This is a genomic window from Bradyrhizobium sp. USDA 4538 (genome assembly GCF_024171045.1).
Taxonomy (GTDB): domain Bacteria; phylum Pseudomonadota; class Alphaproteobacteria; order Rhizobiales; family Xanthobacteraceae; genus Bradyrhizobium; species Bradyrhizobium australafricanum.
On the sequence record NZ_JALJZE010000001.1, the window covers coordinates 978,989 to 992,977 of the forward strand.

The 13,989-nt window shown below is 64.6% G+C and carries 11 protein-coding genes and 1 tRNA gene; 6 read left to right on the forward strand and 6 right to left on the reverse strand.

The annotated features are described in order from the left end of the window. Nucleotides 1–15 precede the first annotated feature (15 nt). Nucleotides 16–801, reverse strand: a complete 786-nt coding sequence (locus tag J2R78_RS04225) for a division plane positioning ATPase MipZ (protein WP_253603076.1) — start codon at nucleotides 799–801, stop codon at nucleotides 16–18. Here J2R78_RS04225 and J2R78_RS04230 point away from each other — a divergent pair. Next, nucleotides 800–1,036, forward strand: a complete 237-nt coding sequence (locus tag J2R78_RS04230) for a hypothetical protein (protein WP_253603078.1) — start codon at nucleotides 800–802, stop codon at nucleotides 1,034–1,036. The genes J2R78_RS04225 and J2R78_RS04230 overlap by 2 nt on opposite strands. 6 nt (nucleotides 1,037–1,042) lie before the next feature. Here the strand turns inward: J2R78_RS04230 and J2R78_RS04235 are convergent, their stop codons facing one another. Beyond that, the gene (locus J2R78_RS04235) at nucleotides 1,043–1,831 is read right to left on the reverse strand and encodes a crotonase/enoyl-CoA hydratase family protein (RefSeq protein WP_076824401.1); all 789 of its coding nucleotides are present in this window, start codon (nucleotides 1,829–1,831) and stop codon (nucleotides 1,043–1,045) included. Between the two features lie 104 nt (nucleotides 1,832–1,935). On the opposite strand from J2R78_RS04235, the gene J2R78_RS04240 reads away from it, so the two are divergent. From J2R78_RS04240 to J2R78_RS04255, 4 genes are all read left to right on the forward strand, one after another. After that, entirely contained in the window at nucleotides 1,936–2,505 is a 570-nt protein-coding gene (locus J2R78_RS04240; protein ID WP_253603080.1) for a TetR/AcrR family transcriptional regulator, read from the forward strand. A 37-nt stretch (nucleotides 2,506–2,542) separates the two neighbouring features. Beyond that, nucleotides 2,543–3,301, forward strand: coding sequence for an SDR family NAD(P)-dependent oxidoreductase (locus J2R78_RS04245; protein ID WP_225643526.1), 759 nt, complete (start codon nucleotides 2,543–2,545; stop codon nucleotides 3,299–3,301). Between the two features lie 109 nt (nucleotides 3,302–3,410). Continuing rightward, the gene (locus J2R78_RS04250; RefSeq protein ID WP_253603082.1) at nucleotides 3,411–4,334 is read left to right on the forward strand and encodes a glutathione S-transferase family protein; all 924 of its coding nucleotides are present in this window, start codon (nucleotides 3,411–3,413) and stop codon (nucleotides 4,332–4,334) included. 213 nt (nucleotides 4,335–4,547) lie between these two features. Further along, complete coding sequence (locus J2R78_RS04255; protein ID WP_253603084.1) at nucleotides 4,548–5,582, forward strand: LLM class flavin-dependent oxidoreductase; 1,035 nt, start codon at nucleotides 4,548–4,550, stop codon at nucleotides 5,580–5,582. 84 nt (nucleotides 5,583–5,666) lie between these two features. Here J2R78_RS04255 and J2R78_RS04260 read toward each other — a convergent pair whose 3' ends face one another. The 3 genes from J2R78_RS04260 to J2R78_RS04270 all read right to left on the reverse strand — a co-directional run bounded on the left by J2R78_RS04260 (nucleotide 5,667) and on the right by J2R78_RS04270 (nucleotide 11,449). After that, nucleotides 5,667–7,238, reverse strand: coding sequence for a porin (locus J2R78_RS04260; RefSeq protein ID WP_253603086.1), 1,572 nt, complete (start codon nucleotides 7,236–7,238; stop codon nucleotides 5,667–5,669). Between the two features lie 741 nt (nucleotides 7,239–7,979). Then, entirely contained in the window at nucleotides 7,980–11,084 is a 3,105-nt protein-coding gene (locus J2R78_RS04265) for a DEAD/DEAH box helicase (RefSeq protein ID WP_253609755.1), read from the reverse strand. 290 nt (nucleotides 11,085–11,374) lie between these two features. After that, nucleotides 11,375–11,449: transfer RNA gene (locus J2R78_RS04270), tRNA-Gln, on the reverse strand. 220 nt (nucleotides 11,450–11,669) lie between these two features. Here J2R78_RS04270 and J2R78_RS04275 point away from each other — a divergent pair. Beyond that, entirely contained in the window at nucleotides 11,670–13,448 is a 1,779-nt protein-coding gene (locus J2R78_RS04275) for an acyl-CoA dehydrogenase (protein WP_253603088.1), read from the forward strand. 270 nt (nucleotides 13,449–13,718) lie between these two features. Here the strand turns inward: J2R78_RS04275 and J2R78_RS04280 are convergent, their stop codons facing one another. After that, nucleotides 13,719–13,970, reverse strand: coding sequence for a hypothetical protein (locus tag J2R78_RS04280; protein WP_253603090.1), 252 nt, complete (start codon nucleotides 13,968–13,970; stop codon nucleotides 13,719–13,721). Nucleotides 13,971–13,989: the final 19 nt, after the last annotated feature.

Consider the following 13,989-nt stretch of genomic DNA (forward strand, 5'->3'; position numbering starts at 1 on the left):
CGGCCCGACGTCGCCTTACGCCGCGTCGCGGCCGGCGTCGGAGGATTCCGGCGGGCGCGCCACCAGATGGCCGAGCATGATGGCAGTCATCAGCCGCTCCATCTCGAGCCGCGCGGTGACATGCGACATGGTCGGCCGGCTACCGAGTGCGAGCTGGCTGACGTCGTCGATCGCCGTCAGTCCGCGCGGGTAGAATTCGCGGAAGATCACGCGTTCGGCCAGGCCATCGACCAGACGGAAATTCAGCGTCTTGGACAATTCGCTCAAGGCTTCGCCGACCAAGCGCTTGTTGCGTGACCCGAGCGTGGAGAGGCGGTTGCGCAGCACCACCCACTCGAATGCCGGCTGATCGTGTGCGCTGCGCTGGCGCCGCGCCTCCTCCACCATCTTCGAATAGTGGCTGATGCCGGTCACCTTGAACTCGTTCGGATCGACGGTGCCGAGCACGTCGAAATCGAGGAAGCTGTCGTTGAGCGGCGTGATCAACGTGTTCGCCAGCGAATGCGTGAACGTCGTCAGATAGGTGTCATGGCCGGGACAGTCGATGACGACGAAATCGTGCGACCGGCCGAGCCGCTCGACGATCTCGGCAAGCGCGCTGCGCCCGAGCGTCTCGACCTCGCTGCTCCTGCCGCTCACCGTCTCGAAGCACATATGCGCGGGAACGCCGAGATCCAGCGAGGTTTCCCGCGCCCAATCCCGCCGGTTCTCGACGTAGTGCGTCAGCGACTTCTGCTTGTTATCGAGATCGATGGTGGCGACGCGCTGACCCGCCTTGATCAGCGCGATGGCGACGTGCATGGCAATTGTCGACTTGCCCGAGCCGCCCTTGTTATTTCCGACAACTATTACTCGTGCGTTTGTCATGGGAATCCATACCGGACGCTTGAGTGAAAGCAGGACGAAACAGAATTTAATGAATGGATCGAATCTCCCTGATTCGATGAATCTCGACAAGAGTCGCTGCTCCATTGCCGTGATCGAAATCAAGAAGCTGCGACATCATTGTCACAGCTTCTTCGAGCACGTATCGTGAACGCAACTAGCGTCCTTGAAACACAGCGGCGCGGCGCTCCACGAAGGACTTGATGCCCTCGGCCGCATCTGATGTGTTGAGCACGCGTTCGCGGATCTGCGGGATGATCGCAATTGCCGCCTGCTCGCCGGCTTCGATGAACTTGCGGCCCGCCTCCTTGGTCACCTGTATTCCAAGCGGCGCATTGCGCGCGATGATCTCCGCGAGCGCCATTGCACGTTCGACCTGCTGGCCCGCCGGCACGACTTCCTGCACGAGACCGATCCGATGCGCCTCGGCGGCGGTGAACTCGTCGCACAGCAACAGGTGATACATCGCATCGCCCCACCCGGCGCGGCTGATATAGCGGAAATGCGCGCCCGCCAGCGGCGCGATGCCGCGCTTGGCTTCCATCTGGCAGAAGCGGCTGTCGTCCGCGGCGATCACGATATCGCCGGCCAGCATCATCTCGATGCCGACGGTGAACACGATACCCTGCACCGCCGTGACGATCGGCTTTCGGCAGCGCTTCGACAATCCGAACGGGTCGACGTTGCCCTCCGGCAGCGGCTTGCGCGTCGCCGTCGGACCGAAGAATTTCGGCATGTCGAGACCCGCGGTGAAACTGCCGCCGGCGGCGCAGAGCACCCCGACCCAGAGGCCGTCGTCATTGTCGAGCAGCGTCAGCGCGTCGGAAAGCTCAGCCATCATCTCCGGACTGAAGGCATTCTTCTTCGCGGGATTGTCGATGATGATCTTGAGGATATGGTCGTGCCGCTCGTGGCGGACCCGCCCTTCGCTCGCGCTGCCGGACATCAGTTCCTCCCTGCTTTGTGACTGGATAATTTCTGGATGATGGTTGTCATCCAGATGCATGATGGTCATAATCCAGAAAGAGAGTCAAACAGGGGCCAGGCGAGATGGGCCATTCCCAGGCCGACAAGGCCAGGAGCCGTGAGCGTATTCTGAACGAGGCTGCAACGCAGATCCGCGACAAGGGCCTTGAGGCGCTCAGCATCGGCGGCCTGATGCAGCAGGTGAAGCTGACCCATGGCGGTTTCTATGGGCACTTCGCCTCGCGTTCCGACCTGATCGCCGCGGCACTGGAACAGGCGCTGAATGCAGGCGAAGGATCGGCTCACGCGGCGCGCGGTCCCGACAAGCCGGTCAACATCAACGCACTGGCGCGGAGCTATCTGAGCCGCGCCCATCGCGACTCGCCCAAGTCGGGCTGCGCGATCGGCGCGCTGATCTCGGATGTCGGCCGCGCCGATGCGCAGTGCCGCGCGGTGATGGAGCCGCACATCGAATCCTTCATCGCCAAGGTCGCCGAGACGTTCGGCGACGAAGACGACGGCAACGCGATCCTCGCGGTGAGTGCGATGGTCGGGGCGCTGGCGATCTCGCGCGTCCTCACCGACCAGAAGCGGTCCGATGCCGTCCTGCGCACCGTGCGCGACAGCATCGTCGCGATGGCGTCCGACGAATGATTTCGCCCGCGCCGCGGGCACCTTGATGGAGCAAGCCATGAACGACCGATCCGCCCTCGAGCCGACCGCCGTACAAGGAAGCGTGCTGATTGCCGGCGTCGGCGCGTCGAACGGCCTCGGCGCCGCGATTGCGCGTCGCTTTGCCGCCGGCGGCTATCCCGTCGCGATCGCCGGCCGCAACGCCGACAAGCTCGCCGCGACAGCGGCCGAGCTGGCCGCAAGCGGCGCGACGGTCACGCATGTGGTCGGCGACGCCTCCACGGCGGCCGATGTTGCGCGCTTCGTCGCGGCGGCCGAGCGGCTCGCACCGCTCGCGATGGCCGTGCACAATGCAGGCTCCAACCGGCCGGCACCGTTTCTAAAGGTCAGTGAGCAGCGCTTCGAGGAGCACTGGCGCGAACACGCGCTCGGCGGCTTCCAGCTGGCACAGGCCGCGATCCCCGCTCTGCTTGCGCGCGGCGGCGGCACGCTGGTGTTCACCGGCGCCAGCGGTTCGCTACGCGGCAAGGCCAACTACTCACCGTTCGCCGCCGCCAAGGCCGCGCTGCGCGCGCTGGCGCAGAGCGTGGCGCGGGAATTCGGGCCGCAGGGCATCCATGTCGGCCATGTCGTGGTCGATGGCGGTATCGAAGGCGACCGCCTGCTGAGCATGCGTCCGCAATTGAAGGATGAGCGCGGGCCGGACGGCATGCTCAACATCGCGGCCATCGCCGACGCCTATTGGGTGCTGCATCACCAGCATCGCAGCGCCTGGACGCTGGAGCTCGACCTGCGGCCGTGGGCGGAGCAGTTCTGAACGCGCTGCGCCGCCCTCCCGCCCGTGAATATAGGTTGCGATCGGCCGGAATCTTGTCAGCTTATGCGGCAAGGTCCGTCGAGATCGCACCCTGTCCCGGGAGAAGGCCATGTCGCAGCCCACGCCGATCCTGCACCATTTCGATCAATCGCCGTTCTCCGAGAAGATCCGCATCATCTTCGGATTCAAGAAGCTCGCCTGGAGCTCGGTGCGGATCTCGCGGATCATGCCGCGGCCCGACCTGATGCCGATGACCGGCGGCTATCGCCGCACGCCGACGATGCAGATCGGCGCCGACATCTATTGTGACACCCAGATCATCATCCGCGAGCTGGAGCGGCGCTACCCGACGCCGACGCTGTTTCCGGCAGGCAACGCCGGCATGCCCTGGGCGCTCGGCATGTGGACCGACCGGCCGTTCTTCCAGAACACGGTCAACCTCGTGTTCGGCTTCATCGGCGACAGGGTCCCGCGGGATTTCATCGAGGATCGCGAGAAGCTGCGCGGCGGCAAGTTCGACGTCGCCGCCATGACCGCGGCGCTGCCGCAGATGCGCGACCAGTTCCGCGCCAATATCGACTGGATCGAGGCGCAACTCGGCGACGGCCGGCCGTGGCTGTTCGGCGAGTTCAGCCTCGCGGACGTCAGCGCCTACATGAACGTGTGGTACGCGCGACAGAGCCTCGCCATGATGGACGAGATCATGACGTCCTTTCCGCGCGTTGCGGCATGGGAGGAGCGCGTCCGCGCCATCGGCCACGGCACGCGCACCGAGATGTCGTCGGCCGACGCGCTCGAGATCGCGGCGAAGGCGCGGCCGGAGTCGCCCGTGTTCGGCGACCCCACGGACCCGAACGGTCGCAAGCCCGGCGACGTCGTTGCCGTGATGCCGGATGACTACGGCAAGATCCCGGTGCGTGGCGAGATCGTCTCGCTGTCGGCGCAACACATCGCGATCCGCCGGTCGGATGAGCGCGTCGGCGAGGTGGTGGTGCATTTCCCGCGCGCCGGCTTCCTGGTGGTCCCGGGTTGATTGCCGCGGGCTGCTCGACATCGGGCCTGGAAACGCTGCGTTTCGCGGCGTGACCTTGCCGGCCCGCTGAATCGGCAATAGCTCCCGGTTATCTCCAACCCAAGGCTCCACAGCGCAGGCTTGCGGATCGATCCGCAGCAACCCGACCTTTCGGCCTGCGTGCGATGGGTGGCCCGTGGCGGATGCTCCGCCACGCCGACAACCGGACTGACCATGACGACCTCCGTCGAATTCGGGCTTGATACGTTTGGCGACGTCACCAACGACGCCGCCGGCACGCCGCTGCCCCATGCCCAGGTGATCCGCAACGTCGTCGACGAAGCGGTGCTGGCCGACGAGCTCGGGATCGATTTCATCGGGCTCGGCGAGCACCACCGCGCCGATTTTGCGATCTCCACGCCCGAGACCGTGCTGGCGGCAATCGCCGCACGCACCCAAAACATCCGCCTCGGCTCGGCGGTGACCGTGCTGAGCTCGGACGATCCGATCCGCGTCTTCCAGCGTTTCGCCACGGTCGACGCGGTCTCGAACGGCCGCGCCGAGGTGATCCTCGGCCGCGGCTCCTTCACCGAGTCGTTCCCGCTGTTCGGCTTCGACCTCAGGCAATACAACGAGCTATTCGAGGAGAAGCTCGATCTGTTCACCGAACTGCTCAAGCAGGAGCCGGTGACCTGGCAGGGCAAGCTGCGGCCACCGCTCAAGAGCCAGTCGGTCTATCCGCCGGTCGAGCACGGCCGGCTGAAGACCTGGATCGGCGTCGGCGGCAGTCCCGAGTCGGTGGTCCGCGCGGCGCATTACGATCTGCCGCTGATGCTTGCCATCATCGGCGGCGATCCCAAGCGTTTTGCGCCCTATGTCGACCTGCACCAGCGGGCCTGCCAGCAGTTCGGCCGCGAACCGAAGCCGATCGGCGTGCACTCGCCGGGCTATGTCGCCGAGACCGACGCCCAGGCACGCGAGGAGCTGTGGCCGGACTACAAGGTCATGCGCGACCGTATCGGCAAGGAGCGCGGCTGGCCGCCGATGGGCCGCGACGAGTTCGTGGCCGAGGCCGAGCAGGGCTCGCTCTATGTCGGCGCGCCGGAAACCGTTGCCCGCAAGATCGCGGCGACCGTCAAGGCGCTCGGCGCGGCGCGCTTCCAGCTGAAATACTCGGCGGGCCCGCTGCCGCACGACAAGCTGATGAAGAGCATCGAGCTCTATGGCAGCAAGGTGGTGCCGATGGTGCGCGAGCTGCTCGCCGCGTGATGAGCCAGAACCGGCATGACAAAGCAAAACCCCCGGCGCTTTCGCGCCGGGGGCTCTGTTAGATCGCAATCAGATCAACCGGTATTACCAGTTGCGCTGAGCGCGGAGCAGCATGGTGTAGGTGTTCTGGTCCTTCAGCTCGTAGATCGCGCCGGGCTTGCCGATCGTCGGGCTGCCGGGGAAAGCGACCGTACCAGAGAAGCCCTGGTCCAGACGGGTGTAGGTGAAGTCGGCCGAGAAGGTCAGGTTCTTCACCGGAGTCCACTGGGTCTGCGTGCCGAGCTGCGCGATGCTGTAGTCGGGGTTGCAGGACGTCAGAGCCGAACCAGCACCGAAGAAGTTGCTCAGCGAGCCGCCTACGCCGTTGCCGGCCGGACCGCAGATGTAACCCTTGGACGTGCTGTTGTAGTTAACCTGGGCCCAGGCACCGTAGATGCTGGTGTTCCAGTTCGGGTTCCAGTTATGCACGTAGGCACCGCGGAAGCCGTAGGTCGTGATCAGCTGCTGCTGACCGCCCGTCACGAAGATCGAGTCCGGCGCGATGCCGAAGCCGATGCTCTGATAGGCGCCCGGAACGTTGGTTCCGCCGAAGATGGTGTTGCCACCAGCCGAACCGGCGAGGTCCTGGATGTTATAGCGGGTCGCACCGTTGGTGTAGACACCCTGCAAGTTGATGGTGTCGCCAGGTCCGGTCGGGATGTTCTTGATCGACAAGGCCAACGAACCAGCCCAGCCCCACTTGTCGTCCGGATGACCGGTCAACTCGGTGCCGCCGTAGTAGGCCACGTGGTTGTTATGCGCGGCGAACGATGCCTGGAACAGACCCCAGGCCTGGTCGACACGCAGCATCGCGACGAGGTCCGGAGCGATCGTGCCAGCGTAGTCGCTGATGCCGAACACGTTGGTGTTGCCGGGAACGCCGAAGTTGACGGGCGCACCGAGGTTGACCACGCCAGCCTGGTAGTAAGCCGACTGATCCTGCGCCGACAGAGACAGCGACACGCCGTTGCCGAACTGCGCAGTGTAGGTGAACTGGTTCACACCAGTGATCGTGCCGCCGCCGCCGACGAGACCGTCGAAGCTGTTGCCCGGGTAGTTGGCCCACGGAGCCGAGAACTGCGAGACCGCCTTACCCATGGTGAAGCCGGCGAACTGGATGAAGGCGTAGTAGACGCCGACCGTACCAGCCGCAACCGCACCGGAGTTGGCGTTGTTCGGAGCCGAAACCGCGCCGATCGGCGAGTAAACGGTCGCACCGTTGCCCTGACCGGCATAGGTGTCCGAGGTCCAGGAGAAGGTCGCATCGAAGAAGGTGCGGACCACGCCGTATTCGGTCGCGGTGCGCGTATCGATGTTCAGGTCTTCACGAGAACGCCAGGTGTAGCCGTTGGTGAAGCGGTTGTTTGCGCCAGCGGCACCCGAGGTGTTGCCGGTGTGATCCGAGTTCGAGTTGATGACGACGTCTGCGCGCAGGTAGCCGCCCAGCTTGATGCAGGTATCGGTGCCCGGGATGTAGTAGAATCCGGGACCATACAGGGAGCAAACCTTCACGTACTCGACCGCTTTGGCCTTGACGGGAAGATCGGCCGCCTGAGCTCCGCCGACCGCGACGAGAGCCGCCGCCGAGCCGAGGATAAGGCTCTTAACCATCTTCATGTTAAACCTCCAAGTTGCTCTATCTCAGGGAAGGTTCCGGATCCGCCGGGTAAGACACCCTCAGGTTGGTTCCCTTTGTCCCTTAAAATCCCCGCTTAGTCGCTTCGCGCCTTCGGACACACCCGCATGAACGCGAGGGACTTAAGCGAACCACCTAGAACGGGACGACCTCGGGATGCCCCCCTCCGTCGTAGTTCCATATGAGACAGAAGGCCCCCGATCACGCAACAAAAGACCGCTCGGTTTGCGGCGAGTTGCGGCTGTTTTCGGGCAAATGTTGCACAAATATCACGGGCTTTTGAATTGCAACGTTTCCGCAAGCCATTGAAATACAATACGAATATTTCAGTTACCGCTATCGGGCACAAGATTGGGCAACACCGCGCGGAACGGTGTGCAAAACGCGTAGTCCTACTGAGAAAGCGAAAGCCAGAATCGGCTTCGGCAGTGCTGATTCCGGTATCCGGGCACAACATTTCGGCCCAAAACGCCGAGATTTGAACAACATAACCCGCCCTGAATACCGTCGACTCGCGCCTGGAAGGGGGCTTTCCGATGGCTCGGAGCAGGCCGAATGACGGCGGGCGGTCTGCCACGCATGTGCAGTAACGATGCTACATGTCACTGGGATGTCAGCGCGCAGAATCGGTCGATTTGTTCTCCGCAGCCCCAGCGCGCTGAAATATCTCTACTGTGCGCAGCGCACCCGCAAGGCTCGTCTCCGACGGAGCCGCGTCGCGCTCACTCGTCCAGAATGTCCAGGAGATCCTCGATCCGCTCGAAAGGCGGCTCGTGTATGTTGTCAGAATAGAACACGCGATCGCCGTCGCGCTGGAGCGAACGTGCTCTGGATTTGGGCAGCTTCCCGGGAAGGAACGTCGCCGCGACGGCCTCCGGGCCGACATCGAGCCTCACGATCCCTCTCCGCTTGCAATCGATCCTGAGCCTCGCCGCGGCGAAGAAGTCCCGACCCGCCGACGGCAGCCTGCCGAAGCGGCGCGAGGTTTCTTCCTCGAGATCCTCCAGATCGTCTTCGTTCCGGCACCTCGCGGCACGGCCATAGATTTCAAGCCGCACGGATTCCGATTGCACATAGCTCCTGGGCAGCAAATCCGCGAGCGGAAGGTTGAGATCGGGCACCCACATATCGGCGGACCGGTCGTTGGTCTTCTCCGAGGCTTGCTTGAGAAGGTGGCTGTAGAGCACCGGACCGAAAACCTGCACGTGGCCGGATTGCCGCTCCGAAAGCAGATCCCCGGCGCCTCTGAGGTCGAGATCCCGCTCGCTGATCGCAAAACCGGCGCCCGGTCTGCTGAACTCCTCCAGAACGGCCAAACGCCTCCCGGATTGTTCCGAACTGGATTCGGTCAGCATGTATGCGAAGGCGCGTGTCCCGCCGCGTCCCACCCGGCCTCTGAGCTGGTGGAGCTGTGCCAGACCGAACTTTTCCGGCCAGCAGACCACGATGGTGTTGGCCCGGGGGATGTCGAGACCGCTTTCCACGATGTTGGTCGCCAGGAGGACGTCCGCCTCGCCTTCGACGAAGCTCATCATTCGATCGTCGATTTCGTCGACGGGTAGCTTGCCATGCAGGCAGACGATGCGGAGCTCCGGGGCCATCGACTGCACGCGCGCCAGCATCGGATCCAGATCCTGGATGCGCGGACAGATCAGAAAGCTTTGCCCGTGACGTCGCTGCTCGCGCAGCAATGCTGCGGCGATGGCGGCATCCGAGAGCGGAGCGATCTTGGTCGCGACCGGAAGCCGATGAACGGGCGGGGATGCGATCACGCTCAGCTCCCTGAATCCCGCAAGGCCCGCCGCAAGTGTGCGCGGAATCGGCGTGGCACTCATCCACAGCGTATGGGCGCCCTTCGCCAGCCCTGAAAGCTTCGCCTTCTCGGCCGCGCCGAAGTGCTGCTCTTCGTCGACAATGACCAGGCTCAGCTTGGCGAACCTCACGTCCTTCGATGCGATCGCCTGCGTGCCGACCACGACCTTCATCTTGCCGCTTCGCAGGCCCTCCTTGGTCTCCTTCATCTCCGGAGCCGACGTCGCCCGCGACAGGCTTCCCACTTCGATGCCAAGCGGAGCAAACCGTTTGCGGAAGGTTGCAACGTGCTGCCTTGCCAGAACAGTCGTCGGCACGACGACGGCGACCTGCTTGCCCGACAGCGCAACGGCCGCCGCCGCGCGCAATGCCACCTCGGTCTTGCCAAACCCGACGTCGCCGCAGACGACCCGATCCATCGGATGACCGGACGCCAGATCATCGAGGACGTCGCGAATTGCCTTCGTCTGGTCGACGGTCGTGAAATACGGAAAGCGCGCGACGAACCGCTCATAGGCGGGACCGGGAGCGACCAGCTTGGGAGCGCGCCGGCGGCGCCGTTGCGCGATGTGTTTGGCAAGCGCCTTGGCGGCAGTCTGGATTTCCCGCTCCGCCTTGCCACGCCGCGTCCACCACGTACTGCCATCGGCCCTGTCCAATGCCAGCTTGCCGAGCTCCGCGGCATACGGCCAGATCAGCGCAAGATCGGCCGGCGGAACGAGGACGGCATCATCCCCCGCGAATGCCAGCCTGATCATCTCGCGCGATGATCCCTTCCCCATATCGAAGGTCTGCAAGCCATCGAGCACGGCCAGCCCGCGCTGCAGATGCACGACGACCGCGCCGCGCTCCGGCACGTCGGGATGATCGAAAGCCGAACTCCAGGCTCTGGCCATGGGCTGCAGATGATGCGCCCTGCTGCCGAGCACGTCGGTCGCCGTCACGACGACGAGCGGCTTGCGCCCTGAGCCGATGAAGCCGGTGTCGAAGTCGGCCAGCAGCGCGCCTTCGCCGCCTCGCCCCTTCGCCGCCTCGTTCCAGTCTGCGAAGCGCTCCGCCTTGATCCCGCTCATTCGCTCCATCGCGCGCAGGTCATCCTCGACCGCCGCGACAAACAGCAGCCGCGATCCGGCGCGCTCGGTGTCGGCGACAAATGCGCGAAGAGCTTTCCGCGACGAGGCGACCTTCGAGAAGTCGGGAGTGGCGGTGAAAGCTGCCTTTCGGGGCAGCGAGCTCATCCGTCTGGTCTGCCGTTTCCAGTCAGCGGGCCCCAGATACTCGCGCTCCGCCTCCCTGCGGCCGGCCGCCTCCTTGATCGTGCTCAGCCAGCTATCGGCGTGGCCCGAAACGCCGGCGTCCGCGATCCAGTGCGCGCGCTGACAATAATCCGGCAGCGCCGCCCGCTGTGCCCGCTTGCCTCCCAACGCGATCCGTTCGGACATCGGGTCGATGTGCAGTTCCTCCGCGTCGAACACGACGTCGTGCTCGTCCGGATCGACACCTGCGATTCTGCGGATCACGCCACCGGAATGCTCAATTCTGAACGGCCCCAGCGCGCCCGCGGGAAATACCTCGAACGTCATTCCGTGGAACAGAGCGCTGCCGGGATAATCCGCCTCTTCGTCGAGATCGTATCCCAGAGCTTCCAGACGATCCTTGAGTTCCTGCTCGGAATAGCCCGCCCCCACCTTCAGGCTGATGCTGAGGCGCGCCGAGCTGGCGGGCAACGGCAACCGCTCCATGATCGCCTCCGCCGTCGACACCAGGAAGACCGGCTTCTTGCTCCGGGCGAGGCGCCTCAACACCGAACTGCGCCTCCCGGCGATCTCTCGTGACGGCTCCAGCCCGTCAAAGGGCAAGGTATTCAGCCGCGGGAACACCAGCACCTCGAGCGAGGGATCGAGCGAATACAGCACGCTGCCCAGGCGCTCGGCCCTGTTCTCGCTTTCCGCAAGGAAAACGATGCCGTCCCGCCCGGACTTCTTCCATTGCTCGAGAAGATGGAGCGCCAGCATGCCGAGCGGTGAGGAAGACGAGATTCCGGAACGCGCCGATCCCTTGCTTTTCTTCTTCGCGCCAGCAGCAGCGCGGGCCTTCTTGGTATTCGCCACGTCAGATCCGTCGTTATGTCGTGATTACGATCGCCCGTTGACCTGGATCTCCGGGCGACTCGGGGCTTGTCGCCCGCCGCCATGGAAACCAAAGCGGCACAGATTTCCAGCCAGCCGGCCCAATCCGCCCGAAATGGCGGCGGGGGCCGGCCGGCAAAAATCGATTCCTCTCTTGAAATCAACGGCTTGCTTGCTGGCTGGGGCGGGAGGGATCGAACCTCCGAATGGCGGAATCAAAATCCGCTGCCTTACCGCTTGGCTACGCCCCAACGCGCCGATCGAAGGCCACGTCGGTCTATAGGGTGAGTCCCGCCATTTCAACAGGGCGGCGATCGAAAAGGCACGAAAGCCGCAGGATGATGACGGTGCTCTTATTATAAGGCGACGCCGCAGTGGCCGAAACAGACCGTGCGATGTCCGTTCGGACTGTTGAGGGGCCGCCGGTTTCATGGGATGACAATTTGCAAACGCCTCGTCGGGAGTAACGCCATGACCTACCGTGCGCCGATCAACGATATCCTGCTGTCCCTCAATCACGGTGCGGGGCTCGCTGCCGCCGTGGAGGCCGGCCACTACGGCGATTTCGACGGCGATATCACCGCTGCGGTGCTGGAAGAAGCCGGCAAGTTCGCCTCCGATGTGCTGGCGCCGCTGAATCGTGTCGGCGACGAGCACGGCATCAAGCTCGACAACGGCAAGGTGACGACCGCGCCGGGCTGGCCCGACGCCTACCAGCGCTGGACCGCCGCGGGCTGGAACGCGGTGTCGGGGCCGGAGGCGTTCGGCGGCCAGGGCCTGCCGCTCGCGGTCAACGCCGCCTGCACCGAGATCTGGAGCGCGTCGAACGTCGCCTTCGGCCTCTGCCCGCTGCTGACGCTGTCGGCAATCGAGGCGCTCGATGCCCATGGCAGCGCCGAACTGAAGAAGACCTATCTCGAGAAGTTGGTCACCGGCGAGTGGACCGGCACGATGCAGCTCACCGAGCCCAATGCCGGCTCCGACGTCGGCGCGCTGCGCACCCGCGCCGAACGCGCCCCCGACGGCACCTACCGCATCAAGGGCACCAAGATCTTCATCACCTATGGCGAGCACGACATGACCGACAACATCGTGCATTTCGTGCTTGCGCGATTGCCCGATGCCCCCTCGGGTACCAAGGGGATCTCGCTGTTCCTGGTGCCGAAATTTCTGGTCAACGCCGACGGCTCGCTCGGCGATCGCAACGACATCCATGCCTCTGGCGTCGAGCACAAGCTCGGCATGCACGCATCGCCGACCTGCACCATGACGATGGGCGATAAGGGTGGCGCGATCGGTTATCTGATCGGCGAGGAAAACCAGGGCATGCGCTGCATGTTCACGATGATGAACCAGGCCCGCCTCGGCGTCGGCCTCGAAGGCGTCGGCATTGCCGACCGCGCCTATCAGCAGGCGCTGGCCTATGCGCAGGAGCGCAGGCAAGGGAAAGCTATCGGTCGCAAGGGCGACGGGATGGATCCGATCATCGTGCATCCCGACGTCAAGCGCATGCTGATGCAGATGCGCAGCATGACGGCGGCGGCGCGCACGATCTGCTACGCCACCGCGGTCGCGCTCGACGTTTCGGTGCGCGCCAAGGACGCCAAGGTGTGCGCCGAGGCCGCGGCCCGCGGCGCGCTGCTGACCCCGATCGCCAAGGCCTTCTCCACCGACATCGGCAACGAGGTCGCCTATCTCGGCGTGCAGATCCACGGCGGCATGGGCTTCATCGAGGAGACCGGCGCCGCGCAGCACTATCGCGACGCCCGCATCACCTCGATCTACGAGGGCACCAACGGCATCCAGTCGATCGACCTCGTCACCCGCAAGCTCGGCGCCAGTGGCGGCGCCTCGGTCTGGGCGCTGCTGGACGAGCTCGCTGCCGTCATCAAGCAGGTCGAGACCTCCAACGATCCGGCGTTCGGCACCACGGGCGCCAAGCTGCGCGACGCGCACGCCGCGCTGGAGCGCACCAGCAAATGGCTGCTCGAGCGCCTCGCCTCGGCGCCGAACGAGGCACTGGCCGGCGCAACGCCCTATCTGCGGCTGTTCGCCGCAACGCTCGGTGGCTGCATGCTCGCCGGCGAGGCGCTGGCCGCCAAGGCGAACGGCGAAGCCGAGCCGCAGCGCTATGTCGCGCTGGCGCGCTTCTTCGCCGAGAACATCGCCGTGCAGGCGCCGTCGCTGGAAAAGACCGTGACCGAAAGCGCCGAGGCGGTGACCGGCGCGGATGCGGTGCTGGCGGGATAAGATACCTTCCACCGTCATTGCGAGGTGAGAGGGCCCAAAGCGCTGTGCTCGCCAAAGGCCCTCCTCGCTCGTTTGATGCACATGACGTGCCGCATCACAACTGTCGTCCCTGCGAAAGCAGGGACCCATAACCACAGCCTTCCGTTTTGAAACGAGCTGTGGCTCCAGCGTTGCAAACCAATCGGCACTTGTGGTTATGGGTCCCGGGTCGCGCTTCGCTTGCCCGGGACGGCATCGAGTTTTGCGCCTACCGCCGAATCATACGTTTCGTCAGCGATCCGCGCGAAACGCGCGAAATTCCTCCGGGCCGTCGAGCAAGTCACGCTTGCGCGCGGCCTGATCGAACTGGCTGGCGGAATGATCTGCCATTGCGTTGATGGCCGTGCCGGCCAGGTTCTGCGCACGTCGCCGTTGATCGTCGTTCCTCGACCGAATATCCCGATCCACGGCTCGCCGACGACAGATCTCATCGGAGAGACGTTCCTGGAGGCATCCGTTGCCTCGATAAGATCGCTGCGTCATCTTGCACGATCCTTCCAGC

Bases quoted from the DNA above. Each gene is read 5' to 3' on its own strand.
- J2R78_RS04260 (WP_253603086.1), bottom strand. From the start codon at position 7,238: ATGAAGATGGTTAAGAGCCTTATCCTCGGCTCGGCGGCGGCTCTCGTC.
- J2R78_RS04240 (WP_253603080.1), top strand. From the start codon at position 1,936: ATGGGCCATTCCCAGGCCGACAAGGCCAGGAGCCGTGAGCGTATTCTG.
- J2R78_RS04250 (WP_253603082.1), top strand. From the start codon at position 3,411: ATGTCGCAGCCCACGCCGATCCTGCACCATTTCGATCAATCGCCGTTC.
- J2R78_RS04245 (WP_225643526.1), top strand. From the start codon at position 2,543: ATGAACGACCGATCCGCCCTCGAGCCGACCGCCGTACAAGGAAGCGTG.
- J2R78_RS04230 (WP_253603078.1), top strand. From the start codon at position 800: ATGGCAATTGTCGACTTGCCCGAGCCGCCCTTGTTATTTCCGACAACT.
- J2R78_RS04275 (WP_253603088.1), top strand. From the start codon at position 11,670: ATGACCTACCGTGCGCCGATCAACGATATCCTGCTGTCCCTCAATCAC.
- J2R78_RS04255 (WP_253603084.1), top strand. From the start codon at position 4,548: ATGACGACCTCCGTCGAATTCGGGCTTGATACGTTTGGCGACGTCACC.
- J2R78_RS04265 (WP_253609755.1), bottom strand. From the start codon at position 11,084: ATGCTGGCGCTCCATCTTCTCGAGCAATGGAAGAAGTCCGGGCGGGAC.
- J2R78_RS04225 (WP_253603076.1), bottom strand. From the start codon at position 801: ATGCACGTCGCCATCGCGCTGATCAAGGCGGGTCAGCGCGTCGCCACC.
- J2R78_RS04235 (WP_076824401.1), bottom strand. From the start codon at position 1,831: ATGTCCGGCAGCGCGAGCGAAGGGCGGGTCCGCCACGAGCGGCACGAC.
- J2R78_RS04280 (WP_253603090.1), bottom strand. From the start codon at position 13,970: ATGACGCAGCGATCTTATCGAGGCAACGGATGCCTCCAGGAACGTCTC.